Source organism: Burkholderia sp. Bmkn7 (assembly GCF_041103175.1).
Taxonomy (GTDB): domain Bacteria; phylum Pseudomonadota; class Gammaproteobacteria; order Burkholderiales; family Burkholderiaceae; genus Burkholderia; species Burkholderia cepacia.
In genome coordinates, this window is sequence record NZ_JBGCUH010000003.1 from 1141405 (window position 1) to 1156357 (window position 14953).

The following is a 14953-nucleotide window of genomic DNA, read 5'->3' on the forward strand; positions in this document are numbered from 1 at the left end:
CGCATCAACGTCCGAGATAAGACTCGATCACCGCGTCGTCGCGCTTGACCTGGTCGAGGGTGCCTTGCGCGAGGACCGCGCCTTCGGCCATCACCGTCACGCGGCCCGATTCGCCCGCGAGCGCCGCGACGAATTCCATGTCGTGCTCGACGACCATCATCGAGCAGGTGCCGCGCAGCGTGTTCAGCAGCTCGGCGAGCTCCATCGTCTCGTGGTCGGTCATCCCGGCCGCCGGTTCGTCGAGCAGCAGCAACGCAGGGCGCTGCATCAGCAGCATGCCGATCTCGAGCCGCTGCTTCTGCCCGTGCGACAGCTCGCCCGCCGCGCGATACGCGTCGCTTTCGAGGCCGATCAGCGCGAGCGTCTCCTCGATCTTCGCCTGCGCGGTGCGGTCGAGCCGCGCGCGCAGCGACGCGAGCCAGCCCTTGTCGGTCTGCATCGCGAGTTCGAGGTTTTCCCACACCGGATGCTGCTCGAACACGGTCGGCTTCTGGAACTTGCGGCCGATGCCCGCGCGCGCGATCTCCGGCTCGTTCATTCGCGCGAGGTCGATGGTCTGGCCGAGAAACACCTTGCCCGCATCGGGGCGCGTCTTGCCGGTGATCACGTCCATCATCGTCGTCTTGCCCGCACCGTTCGGGCCGATCACGCAGCGCAGCTCGCCCGCGTCGATCGCGAGCGACAGCTTCTTCAGCGCGCGGAAGCCGTCGAAGCTCACCTCGATATCCTCGAGGTAGAGGATCGTGCCGTGCGACGTGTCGATGCCCGGCGGCACCACGCGCCCCATCGATGCGGTGCCGCTGACGGCGAGCAGCTCGTCCTCGGGCGGCGGCGTGAACTGGTAGAGGGCCGTTCCGTTCATGCACGTTTCCCCTTCGCGAGCACGGTTTCGACGAGGCCCATGATCCCGCGCGGCAGCAGCAGCGGCACGAGCACGAAGATCAGGCCGAGGAAGAACAGCCAGTATTCGGCGAAGTACGCGGTGAAGAAACTCTTCGCGCCGTTCACCGCGAACGCACCGACGATCGGCCCGATCAGCGTGCCGCGGCCGCCCACCGCGACCCAGATCGCCATCTCGATCGAGTTGCCGGGCGACATCTCGCCGGGATTGATGATGCCGACCTGCGGCACGTACAACGCGCCCGCGATGCCGCACAGCACGGCGGACACGGTCCACACGAACAGCTTGTACGCGAGCGGGCTGTAGCCGAGGAACATCAGCCGCGTCTCGCCGTCGCGCACCGCGGTGACCACGCGCCCGAGCTTGCTGGTGACGATCGCGCGCGCGGCGATGAACGCGAGCACGAGCGTCGCGAACGTCAGCAGCAACAGCACCGTGCGCGTGCCGGGCGACGTGATCGCGAAGCCCGCGATGCGCTTGAAGTCGGTGAAACCGTTGTTGCCGCCGAAGCCCGTCTCGTTGCGAAAGAACAGCAGCATCGCGGCGAACGTCAGCGCCTGCGTGATGATCGACAGGTACACGCCTTTCACGCGCGAGCGGAACGTGAAGAAGCCGAACACCCAGGCGAGCACGGCCGGCACGAGCACGACGAGCGCGAGCGCCCACGCGAGATGCTGCGTGCCGCTCCAGTACCACGGCAGCTGGTGCCAGTCGAGGAACACCATGAAGTCGGGCAGGTCGCTGCCGTACTTGCCGTCGCGGCCGATCTCGCGCATCAGGTACATGCCGATCGCATAACCGCCGAGCGCGAAGAAGAGGCCGTGGCCGAGGCTCAAGATGCCGCAGTAGCCCCACACCAGATCGAGCGCGAGCGCGGCGATCGCGTAGCACATCAGCTTGCCGGCGAGCGTCATCGCATACGCGGACAGATGGAACGCGCTCGACTCGGGCGCGACCAGCGCGGCGAGCGGCACGCCGATGCCGATCGCGATGCACAGCGCGATCAGCGCGAGCCACGCGCGGCGCGACAGCAGCGCGGGGCGGGGCGGCAGGCCGAGCGCGAAACCGTTCTCCGCACGCGCGGCGGCGGCGGGCTTCGGCGCGTCGGCGAGCGGCTTCGACAACGAATCGGTGATTGAAGTCATGTCACGCCTCCGCGCTGCGGCCCTTCGGGGCGAACATGCCCTGCGGACGCTTCTGGATGAACAGCACGATCATCACGAGCACCGCGATCTTCGCGAGCACGGCGCCCCAGAACGGCTCGATCGCCTTGCTGACGAGGCCGAGCCCGAAGCCGCCGAGCACGGTGCCGGCGATCTGCCCGACACCGCCGAGCACGACGGCCATGAACGAATCGATGATGTAGTTCTGGCCGAGGTCGGGGCCGACATTGCCGATCTGCGACAGCGCGCAGCCGCCGAGGCCCGCGATTCCGGCGCCGAACGCGAATGCGTACGCGTCGACGCGTGCGGTTTTCACGCCGACGCACGCGGCCATCCGGCGGTTCTGCGTGACCGCGCGCACGAACAGGCCAAGGCGCGTCTTCGTCAGCACGGCCCACGCGACGAATACCACCGCGAGCGCGAACGCGAGGATCACGAGGCGGTTGTACGGCAGGATCAGGTTCTGCATCACCGTCACGCCGCCGCTCATCCACGACGGGTTCACGACCTGCACGTTCTGCGCGCCGAACAGCATCCGCGTCGCCTGGATCAGGATCAGGCTCACGCCGAAGGTGGCGAGCAGGGTCTCGAGCGGGCGGCCGTACAGGTGCCGCAGCACGAGCCGTTCGAGCACGATGCCGACGAGCGCGGCCGTCACGAACGACACCGGCACGGCGACGAGCGGATACCAGTCGAACGCGCCGGGTGCGTAGCGCTGGATCAACGTCTGCACGACATAGGTTGCGTACGCACCGATCATCAGGAATTCGCCGTGCGCCATGTTGATCACGCCGATCAGCCCGTACGTGATCGCGAGGCCGAGTGCGGCGAGCAGGAGCACGCTGCCGAGCGACAGCCCCGCGAACAGCGTGCCCGCGATCTCGCCGCGGCGCTGCAGAGAGTGCAATGCGTCGAGCCCTTGCTGGGCGGCGTCGCGCACACGCGCGTCGGGCTCCGCGTAGCTGCCGTCGGCATTCTTCGCGACGAGCGGGCGCAACTGCTCGATCATGTCGAGATCGCTGCGCGCGGCCACGACCTGCACGGCTTCGAGGCGCTTCGCCGGATCGGCGTCGTGCAGCGCGGCGATCGCCCATAATGCATCGAGGCGGCGCTTCAGCGCGGGATCGGTTTCCTTCGCACGGGCGCGGTCGATCATCGGCTTGAGTGCCGGGTCGGGCGACTTCAGCAGCGCATCGATCGCGTCGCGGCGCGCGGCGACGTCGGGCGACGCGAGCGCGAGCCCCGACAGCGCGCCCGCGATTTTCGTGCGCAGCAGGTTGTTCAGCATCACGGGCTGCGCGTCGCCGGCCGGCGTCGCGGCCTGCGAGAGCGCGTCGTGTGCGGTGTCGCCGGACTGGATCAGCAGGCGGCCGTCGCCGGTCGCGAGCGCGTCGCCGCTCGACAGCGCGTTGAGCAACGCGACGGCGCGCGGATCGGGATCGGCGGCGAGCCGTTCGATCGCAGCCGTCTTCGCGTCGAAGTCGTCGCCGGCGAGCGCGGCGGTATCGGCGGCCGTCAGCGCGAACGCGGCGCGCGGCAGCCCGCCCGCGAGGGCGGCGCACGCGACGATCGCGACGGCGGCTCGGCGAAAGCGTGTAGGCATCGGGAAATCCTGTCGGGCGTGGAAGGCGGATGCGGGCGGCGATGCGCGGGCGCTTGCGGTGCGTCGGCAAGCGCGCCCGGGGCATCGGCGCCTGCAAGCGGGCGGAGCATCGCGCCGGTGCGCGACGCCCCGCGTCGCGTCAGGCGAGCGCCGTGCGCTGCCGGCGCAGGAACGCCGGGATCGACGTGACGATGTCCGGCTTGCCCTGGTTACCCGCGATGTACGGGCTCCACGGCTGCGCGCGCACGGCCGTCTTCGTCTTCCACACGACGTTGAACTGCCCGTCGCCGCGGATCTCGCCGATCATCACCGGCTTGTGCAGGTGATGGTTGCCGTCCATCGCGAGCGTGAAGCCCGACGGCGCGGCGACCGTCTGGCCGATCATCGCGACACGCACCTTGTCGACGTCGGTGCTCTTCGCCTTCTCGACGGCCTGCTTCCACATGTGGATGCCCACATAGGTCGCCTCCATCGGGTCGTTGGTCACGCGCTTCGCGCCGCCCGGCAGGTTGTTCGCCTTCACCCAGGCGGCGAACTGGTCCTTGAACTTCGTGTTGGTCGGGTTCTTCACCGACATGAAGTAATTCCACGCGGCGAGGTGGCCGACGAGCGGCTTCGTGTCGATCCCGCGCAGTTCCTCCTCGCCGACCGAGAACGCGACGACCGGCACGTCGGTCGCCTTGATCCCCTGGTTGCCGAGCTCCTTGTAGAACGGCACGTTCGAGTCGCCGTTGATCGTCGAGATCACGGTCGTCTTGCCGCCCTGCGAGAAGTTCTTGATGTTCGCGACGATGGTCTGGTAATCGCTGTGGCCGAACGGCGTGTAGACCTCCTGAATGTCGGCGTCCTTCACGCCCTTCGATTTCAGGAACGCGCGCAGGATCTTGTTGGTCGTGCGCGGATACACGTAATCGGTGCCGAGCAGGAAGAAGCGCTTCGCGCTGCCGCCTTCCGCGCCCATCAGGTACTCGACGGCCGGGATCGCCTGCTGGTTCGGCGCCGCGCCCGTATAGAACACGTTGCGCGACATTTCCTCGCCTTCGTACTGCACCGGGTAGTAGAGCAGCCCGTTCAGCTCCTCGAACACCGGCAGCACCGACTTGCGCGACACCGACGTCCAGCAGCCGAACACGCACGCGACCTTGTCCTGCGTGAGCAGCTGGCGCGCCTTCTCGGCGAACAGCGGCCAGTTCGATGCGGGATCGACCACCACGGGCTCGAGCTTGCGGCCCATCACGCCGCCGCTCTTGTTGATGTCGGCGATCGTCATCAGCGCGGTGTCCTTCAGCGACGTCTCCGAGATCGCCATCGTGCCCGATAGCGAGTGCAGGATGCCGACCTTGATCGGGCCGGTGCCCGCATCGGCCGCGTGCGCGAACGGGCTCTTGCCCGCGAGCGCAAGCGCGCCGGCCATCGAACCGAACTTCAACAGACTGCGACGTTTCATCGGGTTCCCCTTGACGTGTTGGATATGCGTGCGCCTTGACGGCGTCGGCCAACAGATAACGCAAGGCATGTGCCAGTCGTGCGGATGCACGCCCGGCGTGCCTGCGCGGGGCAGGGCGGGGCGCCGGGACGGGGCACATGACGCGTCGTGCAGCATGCGGGGTCCGTCGCGGTGCAGGGTCGCGGGCGGAAATGGTGCACGGTCGGGGTTCCCCGTTCCGGTGCCTGCGTGCGGTGCGGGAACGGTCGTGCACCATGACTTCACGCCAAGCGGGGTGGGGCGGCGCGGTACCGTCGCAGGTCAGACGACGCCGAGACGAACCGGAGCGGGAAAGAAAAACGGGCGCGCCATGCGCGCCCGTTCGGCGGGTCGGTATGACCGGCGGCGATGTGCCGGCCGGTGCGGCGGCGCGCGATGCGCCACCGGCGGGATCAGTAGCGCGGGACGGACGGATCGACGTCGCGCGACCACGCGTCGATCCCGCCTTGCAGGTTGTACAGCTTCGTGAAGCCGCGCGACTCGAGGAACATCGCGACCTGCGCGCTGCGCATCCCGTGATGGCACACGCAGACGATTTCCGCTTCGTCGTCGAGCTCTTCGCTGCGCGCGGGAATCTGCTGCATCGGGATCGACACGCTGCCGGCGATGTGCGCGGTTGCGATTTCCCACGGTTCGCGCACGTCGAGCACGACCGGCGCGGGGCGCGCGTTGTCGCCGAGCCATTCCGCGAGCATCGCGGCGGTCAGGATCTGCATGGAGGCTCCGCTGCTCAGAACTTGAAGCGCGACGGCTCGATCGCGTTGACGAGGTGGTCGATGTAGGTTTCGAACACGTCGGCGACGCGGTACTGCTTGTCGTCGATGCGCGTGATGATCTGCACCTTCATCACCGGACGGCCGCCGACGAATGCCGACAGGCGGCCGCCGACCTTCAGTTGCTCGAGCATTTCCTGCGGCACGACGGGCAGGCCGCCCGCGACGCAGATCACGTCGTACGGCGCCTTGCCGGCCCAGCCGCGCGAACCGTCGCCGAGGACGACTTCCGCGTTGGTCACGCCGTCGTTGCGCAGGTTGTCTTCCGCGAACTTCGCGATGGCCGGATCGATCTCGACGGCCGTCACGTGCCGGGCGCGATGCGCGAACAGCGCGGCCAGATAGCCCGAACCGGCGCCGATCACGAGCACGTTCTCGTGCTTCTTGACGGCCAGCTCCTGCAGCACGCGCGCTTCGACGCGCGGGAACAGCATCTTGCTGGTGCCGCCCGGCAGCGGCAGTTCGAGGTCGGCGAACGCGAGATCGCGGTATTCGGCCGGAACGTAGTTTTCACGCTTGACGATCGACAGCAGGCCCAGGACGTCGAGATCCAGCACGTCCCACGGCCGGATCTGTTGTTCGATCATGTTGAAACGCGCGTTTTCGATATTCATGGTGTGGTCACGCAGCCTGGTCGGCCATCAGCGGGGATAGAGAAACTTCGTGATTGTACCAAACGGGGCGGCCGCGAGCCCTTCAGGCGGCCTGCAACAGACCTTTACCCCTTGCTCTTCTTGATCTGCGCCTCGAAGGCGAGGTCGAGCTTGCTCGCCTTGCGCGGCTTTTTGGGGCCGAATTCGTCGACGAACTTGACGAACGCGTCGAGCGGCAGCGGTTCGCAGCGCTTCTCGGCGGTGCCGCCCGAGCGGTCGACGAGATAGAACAGGCCGCCCGCCATTGCGACGGCCGCGAAATGCGGGTTGCCGGAGCGGGTCTTCAGGCGTTCGACCGCGTGGGTCGCTTTGGTGGTGCGCATCGTGCGGATTCTGGCGGGGCGTAAGCCCCACACTGTATCAAACCGGCCGCCCGCATGCGCCCGGCCGACCCTAGACCGTGCGTGAATACCGCTGCTGCTGCGTTTGCCCGAGGTACGCGTCGAACGCCATCGCGATGTTGCGCACGACCATCCGGCCGGCCGGATGGATCGTCAGGCGGTCGCCCGCGATCGTCAGCAGCCCGTCGCGCTCGAACGGGCGCAGCGCGTCGAGTTCGCGCGCGAAATGATCGGCGAAGCGGATGCCGTGTGCGGCCTCGACATGCGAGAACGGCAGTTCGAGGTTGCACATCAGCTGCGTGATCACGTCGCGGCGCAGCCGGTCGTCGGGCGTGAGCCGCACGCCGCGCGCGATCGGCAGCCGGCCCGCGTCGAGCGCGGCGCCGTAGGCGGGCAGGTCCTTCGCGTTCTGCGCGTAGACGTCGCCGACCTTGCCGATCGACGACACGCCGAAACCGACGAGGTCGGTATCCGCGCGCGTGCTGTAGCCCTGGAAATTGCGTTGCAGCGTGCCGTTGCGCTGCGCGCGCACGAGTTCGTCGGACGGCCGCGCGAAGTGATCCATCCCGATGTACACGTAGCCGGCCGACGTCAGCATGTCGATCGCGAGGCCGAGCAGCGCGATGCGCGTTTCCGGCGGCGGCAGCGTCGCATCGTCGATCTGCCGCTGCATCTTGAACAGGTGCGGCATGTGCGCGTAGCCGAACACCGACAGCCGGTCGGGCGCGAGTTCGATGATCGTTTCCAGCGTGCGCGCGAAGACGGCAACGGTCTGGTGCGGCAGCCCGTAGATCAGGTCGACGCTCACCGAATGAAACCCCGTCGTGCGCGCGGCGGAGAGCAGGTCGGCCGTCATCGCGCGCGGCTGGACACGGTTGATCGCCTGTTGCACGGCCGGGTCGAAATCCTGCACGCCGAGGCTCAGCCGGTTGAAGCCGATATTGCGCAGGTGGACGAGCGTGGCGGGCGTGACCGTGCGCGGATCGATCTCGATCGAAAATTCGGCGTCGGCATCCGGCGCGAGCGCGAAGTGCTCGCGCGTGGCCGCCATCAGCTCGGCCGTTTCGTCGTCGGACAGGAAGGTGGGCGTGCCGCCGCCCCAGTGCAGCTGCGTGACCGGGCGTGCGGGATCGAACAGCGCGGCCTGCAGCGCCATCTCGCGCTTGAGCTGCTCGAGATACGGGCGTGCGCGGCGGCGGTTGTTGGTCGCGATCTTGTTGCAGCCGCAGTAGAAGCACGCGGTGTTGCAGAATGGGATGTGGAAGTACAGCGACAGCTCGCTCGACGAGGCGCCGGGGTCGCTCGCCGCGCGCAGGTAGTCGGCCGGGTCGAAATCGTCGCGGAACTGCAGCGCGGTGGGGTACGACGTATAGCGCGGCCCGTTCGCGCCGTATTTCGCGAGCAAATCGGGACGGAACATTGAGTCGGCAGAACCGGAACGCATGATGGTCTCGCGCTTTTTAGATGCTTTCGAGTATATAAACGCGCGATTGAGCTGCATTGTGTAATAACGTCGCAGCCGGCGATGGCACAATGCGGGGTGGGGCTGCCGGCACCGCGTCCGGTTGCCGCACCGTTTTTTGTTGTTCGTTCGAGAGAGCCGAGTGTCCGTCGAAATGCCTGTCCGCCCGGCGCCTGATGTCCCGCCGCCGCATGCGTGCCGCGAGGGCTGCGGCGCGTGCTGCATCGCGCCGTCGATTTCCAGCCCGATTCCGGGCATGCCCGACGGCAAGCCGGCCGGTGTGCGCTGCGTGCAGCTCGGCGACGACCTGCGCTGCCGGATCTTCGGCCGCCCCGAGCGGCCCGCGTGCTGTTCCGGGCTGCAGCCGGCCGCGGACATGTGCGGCGCGGCGCGCGACGACGCGCTCGCGTGGCTCACGCGTCTCGAGGCCGCGACGCGGCCGTCGCAACCAGGAGAGTGTTCAGCATGACCGCACCTTGCGCGCCCGGCCGGCGCCGTTTCCTCGCCGCAACCGTCGGCGCCATCGGCGTGACGCTGTCGCTCGCCGCGTGCGCGTCGACCTTCCCGTTCATCCCCGATCACTACACGTTCTCGCGCGGCGACGTGCAGAAGGCCGTCGCCCGCAAGTTCCCGTACCAGAAGACGGTCGCGCAGGTCGTCGACGTGTCGCTCGCGAACCCGGCCGTCAACCTGCTGCCCGACCAGAACCGCGTCGCCGTGCAGCTCGACGCGCATTTCGCGAGCCCGTTCCTGCGCGCGCCGGTCAGCGGCAAGTTCACCGTGTCGGGCCAGCTTGCTTACGACGCACCGAGCCGTTCGGTGGTGCTGAAGTCGCCGGCCGTCGACAGCCTCGCGCTCGACGGCGACGCGCAGATGTACGCACAACAGGTCGGCGCGGCCGCGGGCCTGCTCGCGACGCAGTTGCTGACCAACTATCCGATCTACACGTTCAAGCCCGAACAGCTGCAATTTGCCGGGGTGAACTACGAACCCGGTACAATTACGATTCTTACAAACGGCATACGCGTGGCGATCGTCGAAAAGTGACGACGAACCGCGCCCGGCCGGAGGGGGGCCGCGCGTGGAAGAGTGGCCCATTCATTCGACCATTTCGGAGTTGGGCCACGGATGGACTGGATCCTGATCTGCAAGGCTTTGATCCTCGGCGTCGTCGAGGGGCTGACGGAATTCCTGCCGGTGTCGAGCACCGGTCACCTGATCGTCGCGGGCAGCTTCCTGAATTTCAACGATTCGCACGCGAAGACTTTCGACGTCGTGATCCAGTTCGGGGCGATTCTCGCCGTCTGCTGGGAATACCGGCAACGGATCGCGTCCATCGTATCCGGGCTGCCCAGCCGGCCCGATGCGCGGCGCTTCACGCTGAACGTCGTGATCGCGACGATTCCCGCGATCGCACTCGGCCTCCTGCTCGAGAAGAAGATCAAGGCGGTGCTGTTCTCGCCGGTACCCGTCGCGTTCGCGCTCGTCGTGGGCGGGGCGATCATCCTGTGGGCCGAGGCGCGGCAGCGCGAACGCAGCGAGCCGCCGCGTGTGGTGTCGGTCGACGCGCTGACGCCGCTCGATGCGCTCAAGGTCGGCATCGCGCAGTGTTTCGCGCTGATTCCCGGCATGTCGCGCTCGGGCTCGACGATCATCGGCGGGATGCTGTTCGGTCTCGACCGGCGCGTCGCCACCGAATTCTCGTTCTTCCTCGCGATTCCGATCATCTTCGGCGCGACGCTCTATGAAACCGTCAAGGACTGGCAGGCGTTCACCGTCGATTCGCTCGGCCTGTTCGCGCTTGGCCTCGTCGCCGCGTTCGTCAGTGCGTTCGTTTGCGTGCGCTGGCTGCTGCGCTACGTCGCGACGCACGATTTCACGGTGTTCGCGTGGTACCGGATCGCGTTCGGGCTGTTCGTGCTGCTGGTCGGATACAGCGGCTGGCTGAACTGGGCGTGACGCGGCACGGAGGCGGGCGCGCCTCCAATGAGAAAAGCCCGATCGGCAGATAACCGATCGGGCTTTTTTTATCCGGATCCGGGCGGCCTGCGCCGCCGCAGCGGGAAGGCTCAGCCGGCGCGCTTGCGGAACACCAGGTCCCACACGCCGTGGCCGAGGCGCAGCCCGCGCCGTTCGAACTTCGTGACCGGGCGGTAGTCGGGGCGCGGTGCGTAGTCGGCGGCGGTGTTTTCGAGCGTTGGTTCCGCGCCGAGCACTTCCAGCATCTGCTCGGCGTAGTTCTGCCAGTCGGTCGCGCAGTGAATGTATGCGCCGGGCTTCAGGCGCGACGCGAGATGCGCGACGAGCGGCGGCTGGATCAGCCGGCGCTTGTGGTGGCGCGCCTTGTGCCACGGGTCGGGGAAGAAGATGTGCACGCCGTCGAGACTTTCCGGCGCAAGCATGTGCTCGAGCACCTCGACCGCGTCGTGCTGGATGATGCGGATGTTCGGCAGATCCTGCTCGCCGATCAGCTTCAGCAGCGCGCCGACGCCCGGCTCGTGCACTTCGACGCCGAGGAAGTCGTCGCCGGGGCGGTTCGCGGCGATTTCCGCGGTCGATGCGCCCATCCCGAAGCCGATCTCGAGGATGCGCGCCGCGCTGCGGCCGAACACCGCATTCCAGTCGGGCAGCTCCGGCGCATACGGCACCACGAAGCGCGGGCCGAGTTCGTCGAGCGCGCGGCGCTGGCCGGTCGACACGCGGCCGGCGCGCGTCACGAAGCTGCGGATGCGGCGGTGGTGCAGCGGATTGACGGCGTCGGCGCCTTCGGCGGCTTCGTCGGGAATGGCGTCGTCGTGCGGCGGCAGGCCGGCTTCGTTCGGATCGTCGTGCATCATCGGTACAGAGAAAGGCTCGGTTGCGGGCGAGGGCCCGTTGCGCGCAGCAGTGCGCCGGGTGAACCGGCACATGGTACAAAAAAGCCGCCTTCGACGAGGCGGCTTTTGCGTAGGCTGCGATGCAGCCGGAAAGTGGAGCGGGCGATGGGAATCGAACCCACGTCATCAGCTTGGGAAGCTGAGGTAATGGCCATTATACGACGCCCGCAGAACGCGTGATTCTACAGGGGTTCGGGTCGGGATGGCAAGCGGGAGGTTCGGCGCAGAGCAACTGACAGGGTTCGATGCCGGACCGTTGGCGTCGCGCGCAGTGGCGGGTGAGCCCTCGTATTCACGGGATCTACTGTCCAGGCTGCGACCTGTTGTTTGGACGGAGTGCGCTTGAAATCGGTCGTAAATGCGATCCTTTCTTTCATTCACTGGGACTGAAGGACACCAACTTTTCGGACCCGGTGTATGCCACTGGGTTCGCGGAGGGGGTGTGGATCGAGAGATTGATTTGCTACGCGCTCAAGTGCACGGTCGGATTCGCTTATACCGGGATGCTTGCATACGGAACACGTGCGGATGGCGGGACCCGCGTATTCGAGCACTGGACTTATGAATCCATGTTCGAAAACGCGCCCCTTCCTGCATGGCGATATTGGCCACCCGGTCGCACCTATCCTGCATCGCTTCCTCCCTGTCCGCCGAAGAACGAATCCGCAAGCGGCGAGGTTTGCAGCGACCAGGAGATTCCTGTCGAGGGTATCTGGGAGCCGTGGTTTCCGTTCGGCAAGGTGGGCTGTCCGAGCTACTTCCTCAAAGGCAGTGTTGCCCACAAGTACCTGTTGGAAGGTACGAACGACGAGCATGAGGTGCACTGGCGGCTGCTGTGGGAAGACGAGCGTTACCGGGATGGCAGCATTCCGGCGGAGGGGAAACTTACTGCCCCAAGCCTGTCGCCTGACCGACGCTACAGGGCCTGCCCGGAGAGCCTTGTCCGCGCACCGGTTACTGACAAAGCCCGACCGCATCGTCAGACGGCACCGCAGCGCCAACGCCGAACGAAACGCGCCGCCCTGCGCTTCCCCGCAGGCCGGTGTCGAAAATAGACGAGTCGGTGTCGGAAGCATGCAAGTCCCGACCACGCTTTCGCACTAACGTGACAAGCCTCTTACACGAACGTTAGTCTGGAGCTGACATGTCCGATTTCATCACCGTTTTGCGCGAAACCTGCCCGACGCCGGTCCTTGACGCGACCAAGTGGAAGCGTATCGGCGGCGATCCGCACACCGTGAACCTCAACGCGTACCTCTCCAAGGACGGCAGCAAGATCATGGGTACCTGGATCTGCACGCCGGGCAAGTTCGAGGTGAACTACGAGAAATGGGAGTACTGCCACTTCCTCGATGGCTACTGCATCATCACACCGGAAGGCGAGGAGTCGGTGCACCTGAAAGCCGGCGACGTCTTCGTGATCGAACCCGGCATGAAAGGGACCTGGGAAGTGGTGGAGATGGTGCGCAAGTACTTCGTCTTCGCCTGAGCGGGCCGGTAGATTCGAGCCACGCATACCGTCGTCGTCCGGATACCTTCGAGGTTCGCGCCCTCCGGGCGACCGCACGTTTTCGCGCGACAGCGTGGTCGATGCGGTGTACGTGGTGGGCCGGGGCATTCGTATCGCGGGGCGCGGTCAAATCGCCGGGGCCGGCGACACGGTCGACCGCGTACTCGTTCAAGCCGGCACACACCGGCGCATTCCGTCCAGGCGGTGCGCGTGGCCGATTCGAAAAGGCGATCGCCGCGCCGGCCTGCGCGTCATCGCCCAAACCCCTATGATGCAGCGATCCGCCCACCGTTCCGGTCGCATCGCGTACGTCGTTCGCTTGCGCCGGTCGCCACCCCCGGAATCCCGACCATGCGTATCACCGACATCCGCGAACGCACGATTCCCGTCTCCCGCTATGCCGACCTGGCCATTCCATCCGGCGGCCTGACAACGAGCGTCGTCGCGCTCACCACCGACGTCGTGCGTGGCGGCCGCCCCGTGACGGGCTACGGCTACGCATCGGTCGGTCGCTTCGCGCAGGGGGGCCTGATCCGCGAACGGTTCGCGCCGCGCCTGCTGGCCGCCGCCGACGCGCTCGCCGACGAAGCCGGCACGAACCTCGACCCGTTCCGCGCGTGGCGCGCGATGATGGCCGGCGAAAAGCCCGGCGGACACGGCGAACGCTGCGTGGCGATCGGCGCGCTCGACATGGCGATCTGGGACGCCGCCGCGAAAATCGCCGACCTGCCGCTCAATCGCTTTCTGGCCGACCGGCTTGGACGCACGGCGGCACCGCGCGTGCGTGTGTACGCGGGCGGTGGTTATCGTTATCCGCACGACGATCTCGCGCGCCTGTCGGACGAGATGCGCCGCATTGCCGACCTTGGCTACACGCACGCGAAGATCAAGATCGGTGGCGCGGACGTCGCTCAGGACAGCAGGCGCATCGAAGCGGCCGCCACGCAGTTGGCGGACAGTTCGCATCTCGCGGTCGACGCGATGAACACGTACGACGCGACGACCGTCGATATTGCCGTCGCGATGCTCGAGCCGTTCGGCCTCTGGTGGTTCGAGGACATCTGCGATCCGCTCGACCTGCCGCTCCAGGCGGACGTCGCCACGCGCTACGCGCCGCCGATCGCGGCCGGCGAAGCGCTGTTCTCGCTCGCGGAAGCGAAGCTGCTCGACCGCTACGGCGGCCTGCGTCCCGACCGCGACGTGCTGGTGTTCGACCCCGTGCATTGCTACGGGCTGCCGGGATACCTGCAGATCGTCGAGCACTTCGCATCGCGCGGCTGGCGGCGCGACGCGTTCTGGCCACATGGCGGCCACCTGTTCTCGCTGCACGTCGTCGCTGCGCTCGGGCTCGGCGGTGCGGAAGTCAATCCGTTCGCGTTCGATCCGTTCAGCGGGCTCGCCGATGGCGCAACCGTCGACGCAGGTTTCGCGCGCACGCCGCAGGCACCAGGCATCGGTTTCGAGCGGCATGCCGGCGCGCATCGCGCGTTTCGCGCGGTATCGGGCCGCTGATACCCAAAGCGCTAAAGTGCGTGGATCGCGAAACGCATCGCGAAGCCGAGCATCATCGCCGCGACGAACAAATCGAGCACGCGCCACGCCAGCGTACGGGCAAACCACGCGCGGCACGCGCGTGCGCCATAGGCGAGTATCAGGAACCACGCGAGCGAAGCCGCCATCGCGCCGAACGCGAACGGCGCGCGTTCGGCGGGCGCGTGACTCACGATCACGGTGCCGAGCAGCAGCACGGTATCGATCCACGCATACGGATTGAGCAGCGACACCGCGGCCGTCGCGAGCAGCGTGCGCGACAGCGCAGGGGCGTGGCGCGCGTGTGAGTCGTCGACGTGCTCCGGCCGCCGCCGCCGGATTGCCGAGCGCAGCGCGAGCAGGCCATAACCGGCGAGATAGGCGATACCGGCCCACAGCGCGGCCGATACCACACCGGGATGCCGTGACAGCAGTGCAGACAACCCCTGCGCGCCGAGCGCGATCAGCAGCGCGTCGCTGCCTGCGCAGACGAGGGCGATGGAGAAGAGATGGGGGCTCGAGATCGAGCGCTTGATGACGAAGGCGTCCTTGGGGCCGACCGACGTGAACAGGCCGGCGCCAAGCAGCAGGCCTTCGATGAAGGCAGAGGTGTCGAGCACGAGCGGGCCGACAACCTCTTAAGCTGAACCGGTGA

The 14953-nt window shown here is 67.2% G+C and carries 16 protein-coding genes and 1 tRNA gene; 6 read left to right on the forward strand and 11 right to left on the reverse strand.

Features of this window, described 5'->3' with window-relative positions:
- Positions 1 to 4 precede the first annotated feature (4 nt).
- The 8 genes from urtD to hemN all read right to left on the reverse strand — a co-directional run bounded on the left by urtD (position 5) and on the right by hemN (position 8364).
- Entirely contained in the window at positions 5 to 862 is an 858-nt protein-coding gene (gene urtD, locus AB3K92_RS26725; RefSeq protein ID WP_021161914.1) for an urea ABC transporter ATP-binding protein UrtD, read from the reverse strand.
- The gene (urtC, locus tag AB3K92_RS26730; RefSeq protein WP_048024225.1) at positions 859 to 2046 is read right to left on the reverse strand and encodes an urea ABC transporter permease subunit UrtC; all 1188 of its coding nucleotides are present in this window, start codon (positions 2044 to 2046) and stop codon (positions 859 to 861) included. The genes urtD and urtC overlap by 4 nt, the downstream gene beginning before the upstream one ends.
- A gap of 1 nt (position 2047) precedes the next feature.
- A complete protein-coding gene (gene urtB / locus AB3K92_RS26735; protein WP_059498389.1) occupies positions 2048 to 3667 on the reverse strand; it encodes an urea ABC transporter permease subunit UrtB in 1620 nt (539 codons plus the stop codon).
- A gap of 139 nt (positions 3668 to 3806) precedes the next feature.
- Complete coding sequence (gene urtA, locus AB3K92_RS26740) at positions 3807 to 5114, reverse strand: urea ABC transporter substrate-binding protein (RefSeq protein ID WP_021157051.1); 1308 nt, start codon at positions 5112 to 5114, stop codon at positions 3807 to 3809.
- A 431-nt stretch (positions 5115 to 5545) separates the two neighbouring features.
- Positions 5546 to 5869, reverse strand: a complete 324-nt coding sequence (locus AB3K92_RS26745) for a rhodanese-like domain-containing protein (RefSeq protein WP_059485281.1) — start codon at positions 5867 to 5869, stop codon at positions 5546 to 5548.
- Positions 5870 to 5883: 14 nt separating this feature from the next.
- Positions 5884 to 6540 (reverse strand): protein-L-isoaspartate O-methyltransferase, encoded by a 657-nt coding sequence (locus tag AB3K92_RS26750; RefSeq protein WP_369466165.1) that lies wholly within the window; start codon positions 6538 to 6540, stop codon positions 5884 to 5886.
- A 104-nt stretch (positions 6541 to 6644) separates the two neighbouring features.
- Entirely contained in the window at positions 6645 to 6902 is a 258-nt protein-coding gene (locus AB3K92_RS26755; protein ID WP_369466167.1) for a hypothetical protein, read from the reverse strand.
- Positions 6903 to 6972: 70 nt separating this feature from the next.
- Entirely contained in the window at positions 6973 to 8364 is a 1392-nt protein-coding gene (gene hemN, locus AB3K92_RS26760) for an oxygen-independent coproporphyrinogen III oxidase (RefSeq protein WP_027788157.1), read from the reverse strand.
- Between the two features lie 172 nt (positions 8365 to 8536).
- Here hemN and AB3K92_RS26765 point away from each other — a divergent pair, with 172 nt between their 5' ends.
- From AB3K92_RS26765 to AB3K92_RS26775, 3 genes are all read left to right on the forward strand, one after another.
- Entirely contained in the window at positions 8537 to 8851 is a 315-nt protein-coding gene (locus AB3K92_RS26765; RefSeq protein WP_369466170.1) for a YkgJ family cysteine cluster protein, read from the forward strand.
- The gene (locus tag AB3K92_RS26770) at positions 8848 to 9429 is read left to right on the forward strand and encodes a DUF1439 domain-containing protein (protein WP_021157056.1); all 582 of its coding nucleotides are present in this window, start codon (positions 8848 to 8850) and stop codon (positions 9427 to 9429) included. Before AB3K92_RS26765 ends, AB3K92_RS26770 begins: the two co-directional genes overlap by 4 nt.
- A gap of 81 nt (positions 9430 to 9510) precedes the next feature.
- Positions 9511 to 10341, forward strand: a complete 831-nt coding sequence (locus tag AB3K92_RS26775; RefSeq protein WP_021157057.1) for an undecaprenyl-diphosphate phosphatase — start codon at positions 9511 to 9513, stop codon at positions 10339 to 10341.
- Between the two features lie 110 nt (positions 10342 to 10451).
- On the opposite strand, the gene trmB is transcribed toward AB3K92_RS26775, so the two are convergent.
- On the reverse strand, positions 10452 to 11219 hold the full coding sequence (trmB, locus tag AB3K92_RS26780) for a tRNA (guanosine(46)-N7)-methyltransferase TrmB (protein WP_369466174.1): 768 nt from the start codon (positions 11217 to 11219) through the stop codon (positions 10452 to 10454).
- Positions 11220 to 11352: 133 nt separating this feature from the next.
- A tRNA-Gly gene (locus AB3K92_RS26785) sits at positions 11353 to 11427 on the reverse strand.
- A 76-nt stretch (positions 11428 to 11503) separates the two neighbouring features.
- Here AB3K92_RS26785 and AB3K92_RS26790 point away from each other — a divergent pair.
- From AB3K92_RS26790 to AB3K92_RS26800, 3 genes are all read left to right on the forward strand, one after another.
- Positions 11504 to 12313: an Imm72 family immunity protein gene (locus AB3K92_RS26790; RefSeq protein ID WP_369466175.1), complete on the forward strand. Its 810-nt coding sequence runs from the start codon at positions 11504 to 11506 to the stop codon at positions 12311 to 12313.
- A gap of 89 nt (positions 12314 to 12402) precedes the next feature.
- The gene (locus AB3K92_RS26795; RefSeq protein WP_318826548.1) at positions 12403 to 12747 is read left to right on the forward strand and encodes a cupin domain-containing protein; all 345 of its coding nucleotides are present in this window, start codon (positions 12403 to 12405) and stop codon (positions 12745 to 12747) included.
- A gap of 372 nt (positions 12748 to 13119) precedes the next feature.
- Complete coding sequence (locus tag AB3K92_RS26800) at positions 13120 to 14280, forward strand: enolase C-terminal domain-like protein (RefSeq protein WP_369466176.1); 1161 nt, start codon at positions 13120 to 13122, stop codon at positions 14278 to 14280.
- Between the two features lie 11 nt (positions 14281 to 14291).
- Here the strand turns inward: AB3K92_RS26800 and AB3K92_RS26805 are convergent, their stop codons facing one another.
- Positions 14292 to 14918 (reverse strand): LysE/ArgO family amino acid transporter, encoded by a 627-nt coding sequence (locus AB3K92_RS26805; protein WP_369466177.1) that lies wholly within the window; start codon positions 14916 to 14918, stop codon positions 14292 to 14294.
- Between the last annotated feature and the right edge of the window lie 35 nt (positions 14919 to 14953).

What these genes read in the sequence shown, in the direction of transcription:
- AB3K92_RS26770 (WP_021157056.1), top strand. Translation starts at nt 8,848, where the DNA reads ATGACCGCACCTTGCGCGCCCGGCCGGCGCCGTTTCCTCGCCGCAACC.
- AB3K92_RS26790 (WP_369466175.1), top strand. Translation starts at nt 11,504, where the DNA reads ATGCCGGACCGTTGGCGTCGCGCGCAGTGGCGGGTGAGCCCTCGTATT.
- AB3K92_RS26745 (WP_059485281.1), bottom strand. Translation starts at nt 5,869, where the DNA reads ATGCAGATCCTGACCGCCGCGATGCTCGCGGAATGGCTCGGCGACAAC.
- AB3K92_RS26765 (WP_369466170.1), top strand. Translation starts at nt 8,537, where the DNA reads ATGCCTGTCCGCCCGGCGCCTGATGTCCCGCCGCCGCATGCGTGCCGC.
- AB3K92_RS26800 (WP_369466176.1), top strand. Translation starts at nt 13,120, where the DNA reads ATGCGTATCACCGACATCCGCGAACGCACGATTCCCGTCTCCCGCTAT.
- AB3K92_RS26750 (WP_369466165.1), bottom strand. Translation starts at nt 6,540, where the DNA reads ATGAATATCGAAAACGCGCGTTTCAACATGATCGAACAACAGATCCGG.
- urtB (WP_059498389.1), bottom strand. Translation starts at nt 3,667, where the DNA reads ATGCCTACACGCTTTCGCCGAGCCGCCGTCGCGATCGTCGCGTGCGCC.
- trmB (WP_369466174.1), bottom strand. Translation starts at nt 11,219, where the DNA reads ATGATGCACGACGATCCGAACGAAGCCGGCCTGCCGCCGCACGACGAC.
- urtA (WP_021157051.1), bottom strand. Translation starts at nt 5,114, where the DNA reads ATGAAACGTCGCAGTCTGTTGAAGTTCGGTTCGATGGCCGGCGCGCTT.
- AB3K92_RS26755 (WP_369466167.1), bottom strand. Translation starts at nt 6,902, where the DNA reads ATGCGCACCACCAAAGCGACCCACGCGGTCGAACGCCTGAAGACCCGC.
- urtC (WP_048024225.1), bottom strand. Translation starts at nt 2,046, where the DNA reads ATGACTTCAATCACCGATTCGTTGTCGAAGCCGCTCGCCGACGCGCCG.
- AB3K92_RS26795 (WP_318826548.1), top strand. Translation starts at nt 12,403, where the DNA reads ATGTCCGATTTCATCACCGTTTTGCGCGAAACCTGCCCGACGCCGGTC.
- hemN (WP_027788157.1), bottom strand. Translation starts at nt 8,364, where the DNA reads ATGCGTTCCGGTTCTGCCGACTCAATGTTCCGTCCCGATTTGCTCGCG.
- urtD (WP_021161914.1), bottom strand. Translation starts at nt 862, where the DNA reads ATGAACGGAACGGCCCTCTACCAGTTCACGCCGCCGCCCGAGGACGAG.
- AB3K92_RS26775 (WP_021157057.1), top strand. Translation starts at nt 9,511, where the DNA reads ATGGACTGGATCCTGATCTGCAAGGCTTTGATCCTCGGCGTCGTCGAG.